The following is an 18351-nucleotide window of genomic DNA, read 5'->3' on the forward strand; positions in this document are numbered from 1 at the left end:
ACTATGAAATCGGAACTGGCTGAATTGGATCAGAAGCGCACCATGGTCGACGATGAAGCGCCCGATGCGGTGCCGGTGCCCCACGCACTCGTGCCGCATCTCAATGAAACAGCGATCCTGCTCGACATCGACGGGACGCTGCTCGACCTGATGCCGACGCCGCGCGAGGTGTGGGTGCCGCCCGGCCTGTCGGAAACACTGAACCGGTTGACGGAGCGCACCTCGGGCGCGCTGGCGATGGTCAGCGGCCGTTCGCTCAACGACATCGACCTGATCTTCGCGCCCGATGTCTTCCGCGCCGTCGCCGGCCACGGCGCGGAGATGCGGCTTTCGGTGGACAACGAAGCCGATGCGGTCAGCGCGCCGCCGCTGGACAAGGAGCTGAAGCGGCGGCTCGCGGCGGTTGCCAAGCTCAGTCCCGGCATTCTGCTCGAAGACAAGGGCTATTCGCTGGCGCTGCATTACCGCCTCGCGCCGCATGCGGAGAAGGCGATCTATGAAGCCGTTTCGCTGATCCGCGCCGACCTGCCCAATGCGCCGATCGAGGTGCTGCCCGGCAAGTTCGTTTGCGAAATCAAGCATTCCGGTTTCACCAAGGCGACCGGCGTGCGCGAGTTGATGAAGCACGAGCCTTTCAAGGGACGCCGTCCGATCTTCATCGGCGACGATGTTACCGACGAGACCGTGTTCGCGATCATGCCCGACATGAACGGGCTCGCCTTCTCGGTCGGCCGCCGCGCCATGGGCGTCAACGGGCACTTCGACGCGCCGAACGACGTGCGCGCGTTCCTTGCGCGGCTGCTCGACGACTCAAGGTTGGAATAAGGCGCCGACATCTCGCAGCCACATATCGCGCGCGTAACTCTCCAGCGCGACCGCTTCATGCTGCGCGCGCCCATGTTCCAAAACCAAGTTTGTGTAGCGAATTCGTTGGGTTCCGTGAAGGTAAACCGGTTCCAACGCGCACGCCCGATTTTGGTTTCAATTGGTGCAAAGGATGATCAGGAACCATATTGATGAACGGCAGTTAAATGGGGTGGAATGAAACAGGAGGGGACGACCTGTGAATTTAGTCGTCGTTTCGAATCGCGTCGCGCGCGGCAAGGCCAATGAGCCCATGACGGGCGGTCTCGCGGCGGCGTTGTTACCCGTTGTGGAACATTCGGGCGCGATCTGGGTGGGTTCCTCGGGCCGTGTGCGTGACGGACATCAAAAGGAGCCGTTCGCCGAGATCGAAGCACTGGGTTCGGGCGCGATTGCCACGCTGGATCTGCCGGCGGCGCATTACGGCGGCTATTACGAAGGTTTTGCCAACTCTGCCCTGTGGCCGGCGCTGCACTCACGCAGCGATCTGATCCGCGTCTCCCGCGACGACTATGTCAGCTATCGCGAGGTCAACGCTTTCATGGCGCGCGCCTTGATGCGCTTCCGGAAAGCGCAAACTGCGTTCTGGGTACAGGATTATCATTTCCTCGCGCTCGGCGCGGAGCTGCGGGATCTCGGCGTCGACGATCCGATCGGCTTCTTCCTCCATACGCCATGGCCGGTCGCCGCGGTGATGCAGGGCGTGCCCAACCATCGCGAGCTGATCACGGCGATGCTGGCCTACGATCTGATCGGCTTTCAGACCCATGACGATTGCCAGAATTTTCTCGGCTATGTCGCGAGCGAACTCGGCCTCGCCGTCGAAGACGGCGTCGCGACCTCGCAGCATGGCCGAACGCGCTGCGAGGTGTTTCCGATCGGCATCGACGCCGAGAAGTTCGCGCAATACGCGGCGAAATCGGCGTCGCATCCGGATGTGTCGCGGCTGCGCCGCAGCCTCAACGGTGAGCGGCTCGCGATTGGCGTCGACCGGCTCGATTATTCCAAGGGCCTCGTCAACCGCATCAGCGCGTTCGATCGGCTCTGGACCGAGCATCCGCAGTTTGCGCGCAGCATTTCGCTGCTACAGATCGCAAATCCCTCGCGCGGTGCCATCGAAGCCTATGGCAATTTGCAGAACGAGGTCGCGCGGCTCGTGTCCGACGTCAACGGCCGCCATGGCGAGGCCGACTGGACACCGATCCGCTATCTCAACAAAGGCTTTAGCCAGGCCGTGCTCGCGGGCCTCTATCGCACGGCGCAGATCGGTGTCGTGACGCCGCTGCACGACGGCATGAACCTTGTCGCCAAGGAATATGTCGCCGCGCAAAACCCGGCCGATCCCGGCGTGCTGGTTCTGTCGAAATTCGCTGGCGCGGCCAACGAGCTCGACGCCGCGCTGCTGGTCAATCCGCACGACATCGACGGGATGGCGCGCGCGATCGCGGTCGCGGCCGCGATGCCGCTCACCGAGCGCAAGATGCGCTGGGATGCGATGATGAAGAAGCTGCGCGGCCACACCATCCAGCAATGGTCGGCGGATTTCGTCGCTGAGCTGGAGAAGTGCCGGACGGAGAAGGCCGCGGTCGCGCCGCTCGCCAACCAGCCGCCGCAGGCGCTGCGCTGGCTCAAATCGGCGATCTCAGGCGTGCGGTTGATCTAGTCTCCTTCTCCCCGTTTTTTACGGGGAGGGCAGGGGAAGACGAGAACCTCAATAGCAATACGACACGCCTTCCAAAATTGCGCACTGCCGCTTGTTCGGCGCGTTCGGATCGTCGAGCGGCACCATGCCTTTGCCCTGGCCGACGAACACGCCCGGCCCGACATGCACCGAGCTCTTGTTGCCGATGATGACGCTTTGATGCGGCGTCGCGCTCGAGCGGGTGCCGTCCGGCCAGAGGATGGCATCGCCGGAAAGCATTCCGTGCCGTCCATCGTCACAGCTGATGTCGACCCCTTGCCGGGTGCAGACCTGTGCGCCGGCCGGTCCGGCGAAGGCGGCGGCGAGGGCAGAAATCAGGCTCAGCGCGGCGATGGTGTTGCGGATGGTCATGGTGCCCCGGACGTGTTTGACGGTCTTGAGTGAATCGTCGCGCCAAACCCACTACCGGTTCAGCCGGCGGGCGGTTCCGAGCGTTGGCGCCGCGCCTGATATTGTCTATAAAATACAATATCTTACGGAAAAATCATCCGATTTCCCCGCGATCCCTTGCAAAATCATCGGCGCCCCTTCAAGAGAGTGCGCTCCGGAGAGATGGCCGAGTGGCTTAAGGCGCACGCTTGGAAAGCGTGTGTGCGGGAAACCGTACCGTGGGTTCGAATCCCACTCTCTCCGCCAGTCGTACGATTTTGTACGCCAGATTGCGATTTCGCGCGCTTGGGTTCGCCAGTCGTGCCCAATGCACTATGGGCCGGCACTGGAGCCATTCGACGTCGTCGTTCATGGGTTCGGCGGATTCAGCTCTTCGCGCCAGAGCCCCTCAGAGTGTCCCACGCCGCCAGACTGGCTTGATCGAACGACTTGCGGGATTCTGCTAACGCGGCGCTCAGCACCGACCATGACTCGCTGCCCGCCTGCTTCAGCTTCTGGAGACGTGCTTCAGCTTGGGACGCGTCGGACTTCAGCTGCTTGAGCGCGGCATCGAGATCGGTGGTCCGCGCTCCGGCCATTTTGGCGGCCGCCTCACGGAATCGATCCGCGGCCTCGTGCCACGCCTTGCCCTGCGCCGCTGCGATGTCTTTGAACGTGGCCTGCTGCTGCTCGATCTGCTTGCCGGCGCTCTCGAAGTAGGTCTTCATCTGCGCTTCGAAGCCCGCCCAGTGCTTTTCCAGCTCCGGCTTGGCGCGCGCCCAGGCGGCTTCGCCGGCTTCCGCTTGCGTCTTGAGCTGTGCCTGAAATTCATCCCGCCTCTTCTTCAGATCGGCGATGATCTGATCGGCCTTGACCATGGACTCCGCCTTGGCCTCGGTCGCCTTGGTCTCAAACGAAGCCAACGCGGCATCCATTTCATCGATCCGCTCCTTGGCTGAATTGAGGTAAAGATGCATGCTGCTCTGTTCTGACATGGCGGATCTCCATTGACTAGCCGATACGCTGATAGCGATCTCACAGCTTGGCGTTCTTCGACTTGACCTGTGTCAAGCTGCTCGTTGCGTTGTGTCTGAAACTACTTGAGGAAGGAGTATTGACGTTCCTGGCGACGCTGACGTCCTGGCTGCGCGCGGCCCTCGATCATCGGCGGGCGGCGAGTGCTACGCCGCGGTCCAGCCACCGTCGATCGCAAGATTGGCGCCGGTGATCTGCGCGGCCTCGTCGCTGCACAGAAACAGCGCCAGCGAGGCCACCTGCTCGACGGTGACGAATTCCTTGGTGGGTTGGGCCGCGAGCAGCACGTCGCTGATGACCTCATCTCTCCGCATTTTGCGTGCGTTCATTGTGTTCGGGATCTGCTTTTCCACCAGCGGCGTCCAGACGTAGCCGGGACTGATGCAGTTGCAGGTGATCTTTGATCTGGCGAGTTCCAGCGCTACCGTCTTGGTGAGCCCGTCGATACCATGCTTGGCTGCAACATAGGCTGACTTGAACGGCGAGGCGACGCGCGAATGGGCCGAAGCCGTGCTGATGATCCGGCCCCAGCCGCGCTTCTTCATGCCGGGCACCGCCGCACGAATGGCGTGGAATGCGGCGGATAGGTTGATCGCGATGACTGCGTCCCATTTATCGAGTGGAAACTCTTCGATGGGAGAGACGTGCTGGACGCCGGCGTTGTTGACAAGGATGTCCACACTGCCAAAGGTCGCCTCACTGAGCGCGATCAGCCCGGCGATTTCGACCGGCTTCGCCATGTCTGCGTGCGAATAGATCGCCTTGACGGCGAACTCGCTTCTAATCGCAGAGCACTCTTTCTCGACCTCGGCAGGCGTCCCCATCCCGTTGAGTACGATATTTGCGCCCGCGGCTGCGAAGGCTCGCGCACATGCGAGCCCGATGCCGCTGGTCGAGCCGGTCACGACGGCTGTCTTTCCCTTCAGAATGGTCATTTCAGTCACTTTGCCCTGTGTGTTGCCGGAGTGGTGGAGTTGCGATCAGGTGACCAGGCTTCGCTCCGCCCGGAAGGTACGTCGGTTTGGTTCTTGCAGATAATCGTGGGCAACTCTGCCAAGCCCCAGCGTGAGATCTGCGCGTATGTGAATCGCCGACACGACCTCAAGAACGGGAAGATCAGCGACCGGCGCCAAGGCATGCGGTGTCAAGGAGAGAGCCGCGGGCCCGGTCCAGGCGCCCTTCAACGCGATCTGCTCGAGTCGATATTCGACGAGCTCGCAGATGCGCGGGCTACCATCAACATGCGGGATGATCTTGAGCAGGAAGTTAGGCTGCTCGAGCGCGGCCTTGACCTCGCTGAGGTCGGCTTCACGATGTTTGTAACCCATCGTGCCCGTCGCAACCCTCAAAGATCCGTAGTCGAGCGTGCCGACCAGCGTGTCGATGTCGGTTCGCAATGTCGGCTGGCCAAGCTTCTTGGGAAAGCCCCAGAGTTCGCGTCCCCCGGCAATCGGCCCTTCGTCGTTGAGGAACATGCAGTGGTTGTAGCCGCCCCTGTGACCACGGAACGAGACCGGAATGACCTGGCCGCTTTCCGTGTAGTCGCCGAAGCCGTTCGAATCCGGCATCCGGATGAATTCATACTTGACGAGCGCTTCGCGCTCATCGAGTTCCAGCGGTTCGGGCACCACGGCGCGCAGCCTTGCCGGGTCGGTGCGATACGTGATGATCAGGTACTCGCGATCCACAAACCGGTAAGGGCCTGGCGGATAGGCCGGGCTGGTGAGCGGCATCGCAAAGGCGCGCTTGCGCACGTCATTCTCACGCATGGGGTTCTCCGTGCGGCAAACCGGCGTTCCTACTCACGGCCATCGTGCTCCAGATCGAATGTGAAAACCCCGTCCGGAGTGACCGGGCGTGCGAGCGCCTCGGGGTGGCGCAGGGTGCGCAGCGCATCGTGATAGCCGGCGCGCCAATGGTCTTGCATCGAAAGGCGGGAGAACTCGTAGTCTTTAGAGTGGCCTTCGTGGTTCCTCGCCCGATAGATCAGGTGAACAATGTTGTAGACGTTGGTGGAAACTGCGGTGTTCAGCAGCTTCACCTCCTCGTGCTCCCTGAACTCTTGGGGGAGCCGGTCCAAAAGCGCCGTGAGCGCACGTCGCAGGCGCTGGATGTGCTTGAACTGGTCGGTGCTTGCGCGCGTGCGACTGGAATATTGAATTTCCTTTTGACGCGTGACGACCTCGGGCAGATTGCCCGGAAGCTGGCCTTTTGCGCTCCAGAGATCGACCTGAAACGCTAGCATGTCCTGCGGCACACCCGCATCGATCACCCATTGCAGTGGCGTGTTGGAGACCATGCCGCCGTCCCAGTAATGCTCGCCGTCGATCTCCACTGCGGGAAAGCCCGGCGGCAGCGCGCCGCTTGCCATGATGTGCTCGGGGCGAATCGTGTGGGTACTGTTGTCGAAATAAACGAAATTTCCCGTTCGCACATTGACCGCCCCTGCACTGAACCGGGTCATTCCCGCGTTGATGCGATCGAAGTCAATCAGGCGCTCCAGCGTGCTCTTCAACGCGCCGGTGTCGTAGAAGCTGGTCGCTCCGCTCGTGCCGCCGGCGTGGAGCCATGGCACAAGGGGGCGCGCGGAAAAGAACCCGTTTGCGCCGCATGCCGCGGCAAGGCCCGCGCTCATCTGGTTGAGGACATTGCGCGCATTGTCGTTGCGGGCATCGAGAAATGGGTTTCCGGCCCAGTCCCAAGGGGCGGTCGAAGTTACCTGCGTCCAGAAATCGCGCAGCCGATCAACGCGCGACTCGGGCGGGTTGCCGGCGATGATCGCGGCATTGATCGCGCCGATGGAAATGCCGGCAACCCAATCGGGGTGGATGCCGGCTTCCGCTAGCGCCTCGTACACTCCGGCCTGGTAGGCTCCGAGAGCGCCGCCGCCCTGCAAGAGCAGGGCGACGCAATCGAATGGCAGGCGCCGTTGGGTTGCCGGCGGTTGTGATCGGGGCTGAAAATTCATGACTTGGCTTGCTCTCGGGTGTGGGATGATCGAGCCGGCGTCATCGGAAGCCGCGACGACTCGTCATTAAAGAAAATATACGGTATAGTTTATATATCGAGCGCAGCGGTCGAGCAATTCACGAGATCGTGCATCTGCGATGGATCATCAGGTTCGCGGCTAGTGCTGAGTTGACCGCTGTCCGACCTTTGGTGGCTCGAGCATCACTTCCTTCAGGCGATCGCTGGTAGCGACGACGACTACGAAGTTGAGCTTCCCATCCTGCTTCATCAACCCGCCAGCGAGCGCCTGTCCCTCCGCGGCCTTTTCCGCGACCCGCACTGCGTCGGACAGCTCCTGCTTGATCCACTTCAGGGCGATGATGTTGGCGAGATCCGCGCGATCGAGCTCCTTGAGCGATGATGCGATTTCCACCTGTGATATCCTTCCGCTGTTCGCGTCTATGACATTCTCGAAGACGCGCTCGTTCTTGATCGTGCGCACGCGGTAGACCGGCGGGCCGGATATCTCGAAGCTGATGTCCGCGGTCCTCGACCCATCGTGCAGACCCTCCGCGATCGCCATGGCCTGCCCGAGCGGGACCTTCGTGGTGTGGAACTGCTCCAGCACACGGCGGATGGCTGCCTCCTCTACGTTGCCCTGCGCAGTCGCACTTTGCTGTTCGGCGTCGGCAGGGGCCTGCATGACGTCGGCCAGGGCGCCGGAGCCGGCGAGGGCCGCGGAGCAAACGATGAGGGCAAACAGCTGCTTCTTGGGCATCGAGCGTGATCCTCTGATGTTCTTCGTGGTTGGTGGCCTAGTTCGGTACGAAGGCCTGGCGGCTGGTCTGGAAGCCCGGATACCGAGCGGATCGCCGCAGCCTTTGGAGCCGAGCCTGAGCGTGCGCGCTCCGCCGCGCCGCGATCTGATGTGGACTTCCGCCGTGCCGAGCGTGTTCCTGAACGCCGGGCTGCAACCGGGCCAGGCTTTCGCGAAGGCGCAGTTCGATCGTGGCCGTCGGGCGATCGTCACCTACGCCCGCAACAGCGTCGGCGACTTCAGTTTCGGGCTGCAGGGATGGAGCCTCGGCGCTCTCGTGCCCGGTGGACGTCGAGCGATATTCAAACCCGCTGGTGTCGAAGACGACGGCTTCGGGGCCTTTCAGCTCCGACTGGATGCGGATCGGCGGTCGTGCGGAATCCGAGTCGGTGAGCCGGCTCGGCAAAGGTGCGGGGAGCACCCAATCGGCCGCCTGAAGCAGAAGGAGTAACGCGCCTCCAGCCGACAGAAAATAGGTCCGCAGGGGAAGCTCGGGCTCGTCAAGACTGTTCGCGTATCGCGACAACGCGGATTTCCTGCTCACGGCGCTCGGCTCCCAGGCATGGAATGATTCCGTCTCGTTTCAAATGCTCGAGGGCCGCGGATGTCGGCGCGCGCGTTCGGCATCGAGATAGCCGCGCTCGTCGAGCCACTCGATCGGGCAATAGGCCATCGCCTTCGGATCAATCATGTGTCCGTCGCGCCTGAGCGCCGTTCGCGTGCCCGTGAGTCCGGTCCACACGGACGTGCCGGTGGACGGCTCCACCTGCATGACGTCGAAAACTTCGATGAAGTTGAGCATGTCGGACTTCCACGATGCTCAGGCAGCGGGCGGGGAAGGGGGCTCGGCCCCTTCAAGTGCGACGCCTCTGCGGACCAACTCGGATTCGATCATGTCGAAGATCGGCTCGACCGGCGCGAGCCACACCGTGACCCAACAGATGATGCAATCGCGAGCGAGCAATAGACCCTCGGTCATGCGAAGCCCCTTCCGTTCGCCGCACGCCCCATCGGCGCGGGGTCGCTATCGAGTAGCGCATGCGCCCAGGCGAGCACCGAAATGGTGAGACCCAGTAGCAGACTGATACCCACGAGCGACACGGCCACGATCAGATTGAGCGACGCGAGGGCAATCCCGGGCCAGGGATTTTCCCGGACGAGCGCCAGGAACAGGCTTGACATTTTCGATCTCCTAAATAAACTACACCGTATATTTCATATACAGCGCGGATCGCGGGCTGTGTCAAGAGCAGAGACTCACAAGCCCGTGTTTGCCCTGGTCGGCTGCAAGGCGGTGTGGCCGTGCTGAAGCGTCAACCGAGAAGGGGTCGGATATGTTGAAGAAGCGGATGGTATTGTCAGGTTTGGTGCTTGCTGCGTTGGTCACCGCTGCGTTCGCGCAGGAGGAGCGCGGGACACCCGAGCAGAGGGCGGCATGCACGTCCGACGCCTTTCGCCTGTGCGCGAGCTACATCCCCAACGCTACCAATGTGGAAGCCTGCCTCCGGCAAAGAAAGCCCGACCTGAGCGAAGCCTGCCGAGCCGTCTTCGAGCACGCAGCCGCTGCGGCCTCCGTCAGGACCGTGGGGTCGCACCGATATCGTGGCGCGAATGACGAGGAATGATCGTATGAACACGATGTACATTCCCGCGTTCGCCGCTTTCGGCGGATCAGCCTTCGGAGCGATTTCCTCGATCATCACGGGCTGGATCGGTCGGCGGCGCAGGCTGCGTGAGCGGCATCACGCCCATGCGGTGACCAAGCGTGAAAAACTCTATCGATCCTTCATCGAGGAGGCATCCCGGCTCTATGCCGACGCGCTGACCAGCGATAAATCCGAGATTCCGGCATTGGTGAATCTGTATGCGCTGATCGGGCGTATGCGGATACTGTCCGACGACGAGGTTGTCCATGCCGCGGAGCGAGCGGGGCGGCTGATCATCGAGACTTACCTTGCACCGAACACGTCTTTCGTCGACCTGCCGGGCTTCATGGAGGAGATGGACCCGCTGCGCGAATTCGGCGAGGCCTGCCGGCGTGAAATGCAGGCGATTCCGTCGCGGTGAGATTGAACATGCTGAAGGCACATACTACGCCCCGCACTGGATCGTCGTGCACACGTGAAAGGATCATGCAGGCTGCAATCACTTCGTACCGGCAAATCGGGTACCGTAAGACCACGGTCGCCGACGTCGCTCGCGGTGCATCCATGTCGCCGGCAAATCTCTATCGGTTCTATCCGTCACGCCATGCGCTCGAAGAGGCGGTCGTGACAGAGTTGCTTGAACAGGTGTCCATGGCAGCTGCAAGTGCAGCGCGCAGCGGCCGCTCGGGCCCGGAGCGAATGAGTGCGGTAATGAGTGCGGTTTCCCGGATGCATGAAGACCGGCTGGCAAACGACGTCCGATTGCACGAGCTAGTGGTCGCGGCAGGACAAGCGAACTGGGTAGCCTGCCTGTCTCACGCGGATCGGCTTCGCGGCGTCGTCCGTTCGATCATCGCGGCCGGGCAGCTGTGCGGGGAGTTTCGAGGCGGGAGTCCGATGGCGCTTGCCTGCTGCCTGCTGGACGCAATGGACGCCTACCTCAATCCGTCCCGTATCAAGGCGACCGCCCTTCGGCCAGCCTTCGGGGAGATGATGCGCTTTTGCGCGGGAGCGCTTGGTAACACCGCGTTCGCTAACAGCGTGCCCCCTCAACTCATCCACGTTCAGACCGATTTGCTCTACAAATCCGCCTGTTGAGCCAGCTCACGGCGTCCAGTCCGCTTCACAGGCCGCAAGGAAGAACCCGACCCGTTCGCGTACGAACGAGGGCAACTCCCGTCGCAGGTCTTTCGGTGTTTCACCCACCAGCGAGCGAAACAGCATGGGCAACAGGATCAGATCCAGAAAAATCTGCGCGGTGGCGAGGCTCCGCTTGCCGCTGAATGGGCCCTTGGGCGAGCGCGCAAGCTTCTGCGTCGTTTCATTCAAGAGCTGGGAAACGGCGCTGACGGAGCGATCTCGCGCGGCATCGTGGACGTTCCGGCTCAGCTCGGGGAAACGCTGCGCCTCGGCGATCGTGGCGCGAACCATCCCCAACGACTCTTCGATCACCTTCTCCACGATCGCGGTGCCGAGGTTCGAGAGCTTGTCATGAAGGGTGCGGCCCTCGGGCTCGACGCCTTCGAAATCGGTCAACCGGCTGATGGTGCGGGCCACCACCGCCGCGAACAATGCCTCCTTGCCGGGGAAATGCGCATAGATGGTCGGCTTGCTCGCCGGCGCCAGCGCGGAGATGTCGTCGATGCTGGCGCTACGATAACCCTTCTCGAGAAAGAGCTGCTGGGCTGCATCGAGAATCCGGACCTGCACGTCGCCGGCAAGGTCTTTGGTCGGTCTGCCCCGTTTCGGGGTGCTCTTCTTGGTCATCCGTCGGTCTCCCAATCACGAGTCTGTGCGCGCGCAGATCGCACTTGACATGCTCCGCCGAAAAAGGCAACAAAAAGAAAATATACGGTTTAGTTTATTTAATCGTCGCTGGGCCTGCCGGGACCTGCGACGGCCCTCCGGATGGTCGAGGCCGCAAGCGCGTTTGCGTTGGCCCCGCGACCGTCCGGTCCACCTCAGGAGATCACGGTGAATATGTCGAGCCCTGACCCGGACCGTCCACAACGCGGCATCCTGCTGCGCGAGTTGCGTCACAGGGTCGATCAGGGAATCGCCACGGCAATCGATCTGGTCTCGGCTGCGGTTGTCCGGGCCGAGGGGGCCGAAGCAAAGGCCGCCTTGAGCGACGTGGTCGAGCTGCTGCATGGGCACGCGGAGCTGCATCGGGCGCTGGCCATGCCGCGGGGCGAAGCCCTCAACGATGCCGCCACATACATTGGCAGACTTGGCTGCGCTCTGCGCCGGTCCTTGCTGGAGCGAATGGGAATCCGGCTGGCGTTCACCACCGAGTCCCTCCCGCTCCAGTCCGAGCGATGCTGGCGGCTTGGCCTGATCGTCCACGACCTCATCGTCAACGCAGCGAAGCACGCCTATTTCGACGCGCGTTCCGGCGAGATCAAGGTCAAGCTGTCGCGCACCGGCTCGGTGGCGAACTGCGTCGTGCTGGACAACGGCTCGCGGCCGGCGCGGGTGGTTCTGGGTCGCGAGCTCCAGATCAGCAATGCCCTTGCCAAGGAGCTCGGCGGACGGATCGAGCACGGCTACGCCGCCGAGTTCACCTCCGTCGTTCTTTCGTTTCACCTGAGCGAGCGGGAGCGCCAGGCGAGCTGGTCGATGGCGACGCGCCGCATGCGGTCGCCTCGCTCGCTGAAACTCAGATCGTCCGCGACGGCCGGCTTGAACTCCGGCCTCTCGGATCAGATCGAGCCGTCGGCCGCAATGCGAACGGATCCCAATTCGTCGTCAGCACGTCCGAATGAGCCGGACTCCTCCAGCAGGGGCCCGGACGTTTTGGGCAATCTACTGTCACCCTCTCACCGCATGGACGCGCTATGAACCCGCGCTATTTGAAGCACTCCCAGACCGGTCCAGCCGAACGCTTGCTGAAGCCCCTCGGCGGCTTCGCGCTGGCGCTTGTGGTAACCGCGCTCGGCGGCTGCGATGATCACGCCGCCATTGCCCCCGCGCGCGCCGCCTTCGTGCGCACGGAAATCGCGCAGCCGAGGGATCGGCAATCCTCGATCACCTTGACTGGTGAGGTCCAGCCTCGCTGCCGCGCCGATCTGTCGTTCCGTGTCAGCGGACGGGTGATCGCGCGCTATGTCGAAGTCGGGACCCACGTCAAGGCCGGCGAAGTGCTGGCCCTGCTGGATCCCGCCGAGCAAGAGGCCGATGTCGATGCCGCCGCCGCCGCTGTCCTTGCCGGAGAATCCCAACTGCGTGTGGCGAAGGCGACTTTCGAGCGCCAGAAGGCGCTGATCGCAAGCGGATTCACCACGCGCACGACCTACGACCAGGCTCAGGAGGGATTGCGAACTGCGGAAGGCGTGCTTGAAGCGGCACAAGCGCAGCTCGGAACCTCCAAGGACGCTCTCAGCTACACCGCGCTGCGCGCCGAAGCCGACGGCGTCGTCACCGCGCGCAGTCTCGAAACTGGTCAAGTCGTACAGGCTGCACAACCGGTATTGTCCCTGGCGCAGGACGGGGAGCGAGATGTCGTCTTTGACGTCTATGAGTCGATCTTCCTCGGTACTGCCGACGGCCGCAGCGTTTCGTTGGCACTGGTCTCCGATGCGGGCGTGACCGCAAGCGGCCACGTTCGCGAGGTTTCGCCGGCCGTCGACGCCAGAAGTTCGACCATTCGGGTCAAGGTGACGATCGAAAACCCGCCTGCCGCAATGACGCTTGGAAGCGCCGTCGCGGGCACCGTGAAACTAGAGGCCGAGCGGCAGATCGCATTGCCCTGGAGCGCATTGATGGCGACGGGCACCAGGCCTGCGGTCTGGACCGTCGATCCGGCAACGCGGGCCGCCGCGCTGAAGCCGGTGACTATCAGTGGCTACGAGGCCGGAGAAGTCCTGATCAAGGCGGGTCTCGATCCGGGCGAGCGCGTGGTCGTCGACGGCGGCAAGCTTTTGAGTGTGGGCCAGCCCGTGACTTATGAAGGAGACCCCTCATGACGAGCCGCGCAATCATTGTGGCGACCCCGCTTGCATGTGCGCTCGCGCTTGCCGGTTGCCAGCAGGAGACCAAGGCGCCGGAGTCCGTACGGCCCGTCCAATCGGTGCTTCTCGAGGCGGACCACGCAGACGCTGCCGTCGCAGTGGGCGTTATCGAGCCCCGCTACAAGACCGATCTCGGCTTCCGCGTGCTGGGACGCCTGACGAGCCGTCCGGTCTATGTCGGCGATCTCGTTAGCGAAGGTCAGACGATCGGCATCATTGACTCGACGGCTCTTGAGCTCGCCGTTCGCGCGGCCAAAGGTCAGCTTGCGAAGGCCGAGGCGCAGTTCGCCACCGTCAGGGCGACGGAGGAACGGCAGCGGACGCTCATCACCACCGAAGCCACCACAAAGCAGACGCTTGATAACGCCGAGCAGGCGCGTGCCGGCGCCGAAGCAACGGTGGCGCACGAACAGGCGAATCTGACCAAGGCGATCGAGCAGCTCGGTTATTCGCAGATTAAGGCCGACTTCGCCGGCGTGGTCACCGCGATCGGGGCGGAAGTCGGCCAGGTGGTGTCCCCCGGCCAAAGCGTGGTGACGATCGCAAGGCCGGACGTTCGCGAGGCTGTCGTCGATATCGGCGAGGACTTTCCGCTGCCGCTGGAAGTCGGCCTGCCATTCACGGTCAGCCTGCAGCTCGTGCCGGCAGTTCAGGTGGAAGGCAGCATTCGCGAGATTGCGCCGCAAGCCGATCCGGTGACGCGCTTGCGCCGGGTCCGCATTGCGCTGAGGAACCCGCCTGACAATTTCCGCCTCGGTGCAACCGTCACGGCAAAGCTCGACAAGCAGCAGGGCCCGGTTCTGCGCCTGCCAGCCTCCGCGGTGCTCGCCAAGGACGGCGCGAATTTCGTCTGGACGGTCGATCCGCGCGACAGCACCGCCTCGCTGCAAAAAATCGACGTGGTGGCCGACCAGTCGGGCGCACGCGTCACCGGCGGTCTGCCTCCCGGCGTGCGCGTCGTCACCGCCGGCATCCACAGCCTCAAGCAAGGACAGCAAGTCCGCATCGCACAGGATGACAAGCCATGAAGTCGTTCAACCTTTCCGACTGGGCGCTCAGTCATCGTTCGCTCGTCTGGTATTTCATGATCGCCTTCATGGCGGCGGGCCTTTTCGCCTATCTTCAGCTCGGGCGGCAGGAAGATCCCGACTTCACCATCAAGACCATGGTGATTCAGGCGCAGTGGCCGGGCGCTTCGCCTGAGGAGGTGACGCGGCAGGTCACCGACCGGATCGAGAAGAAGCTCGAGGAGCTGGAATCGCTCGACTACACCAAGAGCGTCACCGTTGCGGGCCAGACCACCGTCTTCGTTTATCTGCGCGACAGCACCAAGGCTGCCGACGTCAAGCCGACCTGGATCCGGGTCCGCAACATGATCGCGGATATCAAGGGTGACTTTCCGCAAGGAGTGATAGGGCCGGGCTTCAACGATCGCTTCGGCGACGTGTTCGGCAACATCTATGCGTTCACCAGTGACGGCCTGAACCAGCGACAGCTGCGCGATCAGGTCGAGGACGTCCGGGCCAAGGTCTTGACAGTGGCCGATGTCGGCAAGGTCGACATCCTGGGCGCGCAGGACGAGGTGATCTATCTCGAATTCTCCACCCGCAAGATCGCGGCTCTTGGTCTCGACGTCCACGCCATCATGAGCTCCCTCCAGGGGCAGAATGCGGTTGCGCCGTCCGGGGTGTTCCAGGAGGGGCCCGAGCGGATCAGCGTCCGGGTCAACGGCCAGTTCACGTCCGAGGCGAGCCTGAAGGCGGTCAACCTGCGCATCAACGATCGCTTCTTTCCCCTGACCGACGTCGCTACCATCACGCGCGGTTATGCCGATCCGGCGAAAACCTTGTTCCGGTACAATGGCGAGCCGGCGATCGCGCTCGCGATCGGTATGAAGTCCGGCGCCAATCTGCTGCATTTCGGCGAGGCGCTGAAGCGAGAGATGGCGAGAATTACGGCCGACTTGCCGGTCGGCGTCGGCGTTCACCTCGTCGCCGATCAGCCCATCGTCGTCGAGCATGCCGTGTCCGGCTTCACCGAGGCGCTGTTCGAGGCCGTGATCATCGTTCTCGGCATCAGCTTTCTCAGTCTCGGCATGCGCGCCGGACTTGTCGTCGCGATCGCGATTCCACTGGTGCTCGCCATCACCTTCGTCGTGATGGCCTATGCCGGCATTTCGCTGCAGCGAATTTCCCTTGGCGCGCTGATCATCGCGCTGGGCCTCCTGGTCGACGATGCCATGATTGCCGTGGAAATGATGGTCGCGCGGCTCGAGATCGGCGATCCCCTGGAAAAGGCAGCAACGCACGTCTACACCTCGACCGCCTTCCCCATGCTGACGGGCACGCTGGTGACCGTCGCCGGCTTCATTCCGATCGGGCTCAACAACAGCAATGCGGGCGAATTCACCTTCACGCTGTTCGTCGTCATCGCCGTTTCGCTGATCGTCTCCTGGATCGTCGCGGTGCTGTTCACGCCGTTGCTCGGCGTCACCATCCTGCCAGCGAGAATGAAGGGCCACCATGAGAAGAAGGGGCGCGTGGCGCAGTTGTTCGCGCGTCTGCTGCTGTTCTGCATGCATCACCGCTGGGCCACGATCGGCGTCACGGTCGCGGCTTTTCTGCTGGCTCTGTTCGGCATGAATTTCGTGCCGCAGCAGTTCTTCCCGTCGTCCGATCGAGCCGAGCTTGTGATCGACTGGAATTTACCGCAGAACGCGTCGATCGCCGATTCCGATGGGCAGATGGCGCGTTTCGAGCGCGAACAGCTTCGGGGCAACAATTCCGTCGATCACTGGTCAACTTACGTCGGCATCGGTTCGCCGCGCTTCGTCCTGTCCTTCGACGTCCAGACCGCAAACAGCTGGTTCGGCCAGATGGTGGTCGTGACCAAGGGCGGCATCAAGGCGCGCGATCAGGTCAAGGCACGGTTCGAGGACTATCTGAAGAAGACGTTCCCCGGGACCGACACCTACGTCAAGCTGCTCGAAGTCGGCCCGCCCGTGGGGCGTCCCGTGCAATACCGCTTGAGCGGGCCTGACATCGCCAAGGTGCGAGATCTCTCGCAAAAGCTTGCTGGCATCGTGCGAAGCAATCCGGATCTCGGCAACGTCGTGTTCGACTGGATGGAGCCGGCCCGCGTCGTCAAGGTCGACGTGCTCCAGGACAAGGCGCGCCAGCTCGGCGTGACCTCGGAGGACATCGCTACCACCTTGAACTCCGTGCTCGAAGGCACGCCGATCACCCAGGTGCGCGACAGCATCTATCTCGTCAATGTCACGGGGCGGGCGACCGCGCCGGAACGCGCGTCCATCGACACGCTGCGCGATCTGCAATTGACCGGGCTCGGCGGTCAATCCGTGCCGCTCGGCGCCGTGGCCAACCTGCGTTACGAACTCGAGCAGCCGACGATCTGGCGGCGTGCGCGGATCCCCACCATCACATTGAAGGCCGGGATCGTCGGCGATGTGCAGCCCAAAACGATCGTGGATCAGCTCGCGCCGAAGCTGGCGGACTTCAGCAAAGCGCTGCCGGCGGGCTACTCGGTCAAGCTCGGCGGCTCCGTGGAGGAGAGCGCCAAGAGCCAGGCACCGATCGTGGCCGTCGTTCCGCTCATGCTCTTCGTCATGGCCACAGTCCTGATGATTCAGTTGCAGAGCTTCCATCGCTTGTTCCTGGTGTTCGCGGTCGCGCCGCTCGCCGTCATCGGCGTCGTCATGGCGCTGCTGCCGAGCGGTGCCCCGCTTGGCTTCGTCGCCATCCTCGGCGTGCTCGCCCTGATCGGCATCCTGGTGCGCAATTCCGTGATCCTGATCGTCCAGATCGAGGATCTCCGGAAGGAGGGGCGGGCGGCCTGGGACGCGGTGGTGGAAGCGACCGAGCATCGCATGCGGCCTATTCTGTTGACTGCAGCGGCCGCAAGTCTCGCGCTGATTCCGATCGCGCGCGAAATCTTCTGGGGCCCGATGGCCTACGCGATGATGGGCGGCATCATCGTCGGCACGCTGCTGACGCTGCTGTTCCTGCCCGCGCTGTATGTGGCCTGGTTCCAGATCCAGCCCGATCAAGGCGACCCATCCCCAACGCACGAGTTCACGTCGTCCATGCACGAGTTGTCTTCGCCGGAAATGATCTCTGTGCCCAAGCCGGTGCCGGTTCTCGAACCTCAGATCTAACAAGGAAAAGCACAATGCCTCCCAACATACCTCTGATGCTGGTCGTCAGCGCGACGCTAGCAACCGTGACGCTGTCGCCACATACAGCTTTCGCGCAGTTCCCTCCGCCACCCCCGATGGCCGGACCTCCGCCGATTGCAGCAGGCGGGCCGCCTCCGCTGGCAACCGGAGGTCCTCCGGCCTTCGCCGCTCGTCCTCCAATGGGGCCTGGCGGTGTGCCACGTGCCGGTCCGGCGCCTCGCCTAGGCGAGGCATCTGCGCCGCGCGGTGCTCTTGCCGCGGCTGAGCGTGCCGGCGCCGGTGGTGGTCACGGCGGACGGGCGGTGGCGAGTGCGGCACGCGGCACATCGGTCACCTACAACCGCTTCGAAGGCTACGGCCGCTATGGCGGATCCCGACAGGGCTATCGCGCCGCCGTTGCCGCGGGCGCCTATGCCGCCGGAGCCACGGCTGCCTACGCCTATAGTGGCGCAAGCTATGGCTATTCCTCGGAGACTGGCTGCTACTACGTCCACAGGCGCTACCGGCGCGTTCTCGTCTGCGATTAGCACGTTGCATCGCGGCAGATTCATATCGCCGGCCGGTGCGTGTCCAAGGCGTCAATAGGCAACACCGTAGGTTTCCACCTTTTGGACTGGAAAACAACTTACAGGTCAATGGCGATTGACTGACACTCTCTCCGCCATCAGCCCCGTCCGGCCAACCCATACCTCCGGTCCCTCTTGCCCGTCCGCGACACCCTTCCATCGGCGATCGCTGCCGACATGGCGATGCTATGCGGCTTC

The 18351-nt window shown here is 63.1% G+C and carries 21 protein-coding genes and 1 tRNA gene; 12 read left to right on the plus strand and 10 right to left on the minus strand.

Annotated elements, in window-relative coordinates; translation table 11 throughout:
* Nucleotides 1-3 precede the first annotated feature (3 nt).
* Together otsB and BRA471DRAFT_RS02585 are read left to right on the plus strand one after the other, a co-directional pair.
* On the plus strand, nucleotides 4-825 hold the full coding sequence (otsB, locus tag BRA471DRAFT_RS02580) for a trehalose-phosphatase (RefSeq protein WP_007604474.1): 822 nt from the start codon (nucleotides 4-6) through the stop codon (nucleotides 823-825).
* Between the two features lie 238 nt (nucleotides 826-1063).
* Nucleotides 1064-2527, plus strand: a complete 1464-nt coding sequence (locus BRA471DRAFT_RS02585) for a trehalose-6-phosphate synthase (protein WP_007604475.1) — start codon at nucleotides 1064-1066, stop codon at nucleotides 2525-2527.
* A gap of 48 nt (nucleotides 2528-2575) precedes the next feature.
* Here BRA471DRAFT_RS02585 and BRA471DRAFT_RS02590 read toward each other — a convergent pair whose 3' ends face one another.
* Nucleotides 2576-2917, minus strand: coding sequence for a hypothetical protein (locus BRA471DRAFT_RS02590; protein WP_007604476.1), 342 nt, complete (start codon nucleotides 2915-2917; stop codon nucleotides 2576-2578).
* A gap of 195 nt (nucleotides 2918-3112) precedes the next feature.
* Between BRA471DRAFT_RS02590 and BRA471DRAFT_RS02595 the strand changes: the two genes are divergently transcribed.
* Nucleotides 3113-3202 (plus strand) — tRNA-Ser (locus BRA471DRAFT_RS02595).
* Nucleotides 3203-3321: 119 nt separating this feature from the next.
* Here BRA471DRAFT_RS02595 and BRA471DRAFT_RS02600 read toward each other — a convergent pair.
* The 5 genes from BRA471DRAFT_RS02600 to BRA471DRAFT_RS38630 all read right to left on the minus strand — a co-directional run bounded on the left by BRA471DRAFT_RS02600 (nucleotide 3322) and on the right by BRA471DRAFT_RS38630 (nucleotide 7697).
* Nucleotides 3322-3930 (minus strand): hypothetical protein, encoded by a 609-nt coding sequence (locus BRA471DRAFT_RS02600; RefSeq protein WP_007604477.1) that lies wholly within the window; start codon nucleotides 3928-3930, stop codon nucleotides 3322-3324.
* A gap of 186 nt (nucleotides 3931-4116) precedes the next feature.
* The gene (locus BRA471DRAFT_RS02605; RefSeq protein ID WP_007604478.1) at nucleotides 4117-4905 is read right to left on the minus strand and encodes a 3-hydroxybutyrate dehydrogenase; all 789 of its coding nucleotides are present in this window, start codon (nucleotides 4903-4905) and stop codon (nucleotides 4117-4119) included.
* 45 nt (nucleotides 4906-4950) lie between these two features.
* Nucleotides 4951-5739, minus strand: a complete 789-nt coding sequence (locus BRA471DRAFT_RS02610; RefSeq protein WP_007604479.1) for an acetoacetate decarboxylase — start codon at nucleotides 5737-5739, stop codon at nucleotides 4951-4953.
* A gap of 29 nt (nucleotides 5740-5768) precedes the next feature.
* On the minus strand, nucleotides 5769-6938 hold the full coding sequence (locus BRA471DRAFT_RS02615) for a DUF3734 domain-containing protein (RefSeq protein WP_007604480.1): 1170 nt from the start codon (nucleotides 6936-6938) through the stop codon (nucleotides 5769-5771).
* A 159-nt stretch (nucleotides 6939-7097) separates the two neighbouring features.
* Complete coding sequence (locus BRA471DRAFT_RS38630) at nucleotides 7098-7697, minus strand: PepSY domain-containing protein (protein WP_007604482.1); 600 nt, start codon at nucleotides 7695-7697, stop codon at nucleotides 7098-7100.
* Nucleotides 7698-7713: 16 nt separating this feature from the next.
* Here BRA471DRAFT_RS38630 and BRA471DRAFT_RS38635 point away from each other — a divergent pair, with 16 nt between their 5' ends.
* A complete protein-coding gene (locus BRA471DRAFT_RS38635; protein WP_035973491.1) occupies nucleotides 7714-8187 on the plus strand; it encodes a hypothetical protein in 474 nt (157 codons plus the stop codon).
* 132 nt (nucleotides 8188-8319) lie between these two features.
* On the opposite strand, the gene BRA471DRAFT_RS02630 is transcribed toward BRA471DRAFT_RS38635, so the two are convergent.
* Genes BRA471DRAFT_RS02630 through BRA471DRAFT_RS02635 form a run of 3 tightly spaced genes read right to left on the minus strand, consistent with a single transcriptional unit; the run spans nucleotide 8320 to nucleotide 8918 of the window.
* Nucleotides 8320-8538: a hypothetical protein gene (locus BRA471DRAFT_RS02630; protein ID WP_007604484.1), complete on the minus strand. Its 219-nt coding sequence runs from the start codon at nucleotides 8536-8538 to the stop codon at nucleotides 8320-8322.
* A gap of 18 nt (nucleotides 8539-8556) precedes the next feature.
* Entirely contained in the window at nucleotides 8557-8715 is a 159-nt protein-coding gene (locus BRA471DRAFT_RS38640) for a hypothetical protein (protein ID WP_007604485.1), read from the minus strand.
* On the minus strand, nucleotides 8712-8918 hold the full coding sequence (locus tag BRA471DRAFT_RS02635; RefSeq protein WP_007604486.1) for a hypothetical protein: 207 nt from the start codon (nucleotides 8916-8918) through the stop codon (nucleotides 8712-8714). The genes BRA471DRAFT_RS38640 and BRA471DRAFT_RS02635 overlap by 4 nt, the downstream gene beginning before the upstream one ends.
* Nucleotides 8919-9070: 152 nt before the next feature.
* Here BRA471DRAFT_RS02635 and BRA471DRAFT_RS02640 point away from each other — a divergent pair, with 152 nt between their 5' ends.
* From BRA471DRAFT_RS02640 to BRA471DRAFT_RS02650, 3 genes are all read left to right on the plus strand, one after another.
* Nucleotides 9071-9361 (plus strand): hypothetical protein, encoded by a 291-nt coding sequence (locus tag BRA471DRAFT_RS02640; protein WP_007604487.1) that lies wholly within the window; start codon nucleotides 9071-9073, stop codon nucleotides 9359-9361.
* Nucleotides 9362-9365: 4 nt separating this feature from the next.
* Entirely contained in the window at nucleotides 9366-9803 is a 438-nt protein-coding gene (locus BRA471DRAFT_RS02645) for a hypothetical protein (protein ID WP_007604488.1), read from the plus strand.
* Nucleotides 9804-9868: 65 nt separating this feature from the next.
* Nucleotides 9869-10480 (plus strand): TetR/AcrR family transcriptional regulator, encoded by a 612-nt coding sequence (locus BRA471DRAFT_RS02650; RefSeq protein WP_231171018.1) that lies wholly within the window; start codon nucleotides 9869-9871, stop codon nucleotides 10478-10480.
* A gap of 6 nt (nucleotides 10481-10486) precedes the next feature.
* Here BRA471DRAFT_RS02650 and BRA471DRAFT_RS02655 read toward each other — a convergent pair whose 3' ends face one another.
* Entirely contained in the window at nucleotides 10487-11149 is a 663-nt protein-coding gene (locus BRA471DRAFT_RS02655; RefSeq protein ID WP_007604491.1) for a TetR/AcrR family transcriptional regulator, read from the minus strand.
* Between the two features lie 213 nt (nucleotides 11150-11362).
* Between BRA471DRAFT_RS02655 and BRA471DRAFT_RS02660 the strand changes: the two genes are divergently transcribed.
* The 5 genes from BRA471DRAFT_RS02660 (at nucleotide 11363) to BRA471DRAFT_RS39265 (ending at nucleotide 18114) form a co-directional block, all read left to right on the plus strand.
* Nucleotides 11363-12223 (plus strand): sensor histidine kinase, encoded by an 861-nt coding sequence (locus BRA471DRAFT_RS02660; protein ID WP_035973492.1) that lies wholly within the window; start codon nucleotides 11363-11365, stop codon nucleotides 12221-12223.
* Nucleotides 12220-13347 carry an efflux RND transporter periplasmic adaptor subunit gene (locus BRA471DRAFT_RS02665; RefSeq protein ID WP_007604493.1) on the plus strand — a complete coding sequence of 376 codons (1128 nt, stop codon included), beginning with the start codon at nucleotides 12220-12222 and terminating at the stop codon, nucleotides 13345-13347. Before BRA471DRAFT_RS02660 ends, BRA471DRAFT_RS02665 begins: the two co-directional genes overlap by 4 nt.
* The gene (locus tag BRA471DRAFT_RS02670; RefSeq protein ID WP_007604494.1) at nucleotides 13344-14420 is read left to right on the plus strand and encodes an efflux RND transporter periplasmic adaptor subunit; all 1077 of its coding nucleotides are present in this window, start codon (nucleotides 13344-13346) and stop codon (nucleotides 14418-14420) included. The genes BRA471DRAFT_RS02665 and BRA471DRAFT_RS02670 overlap by 4 nt, the downstream gene beginning before the upstream one ends.
* Entirely contained in the window at nucleotides 14417-17566 is a 3150-nt protein-coding gene (locus BRA471DRAFT_RS02675) for an efflux RND transporter permease subunit (RefSeq protein WP_007604495.1), read from the plus strand. Before BRA471DRAFT_RS02670 ends, BRA471DRAFT_RS02675 begins: the two co-directional genes overlap by 4 nt.
* A gap of 323 nt (nucleotides 17567-17889) precedes the next feature.
* The gene (locus BRA471DRAFT_RS39265; protein ID WP_231171019.1) at nucleotides 17890-18114 is read left to right on the plus strand and encodes a hypothetical protein; all 225 of its coding nucleotides are present in this window, start codon (nucleotides 17890-17892) and stop codon (nucleotides 18112-18114) included.
* Nucleotides 18115-18351: the final 237 nt, after the last annotated feature.

The organism is Bradyrhizobium sp. WSM471 (assembly GCF_000244915.1).
Classification (GTDB): domain Bacteria; phylum Pseudomonadota; class Alphaproteobacteria; order Rhizobiales; family Xanthobacteraceae; genus Bradyrhizobium.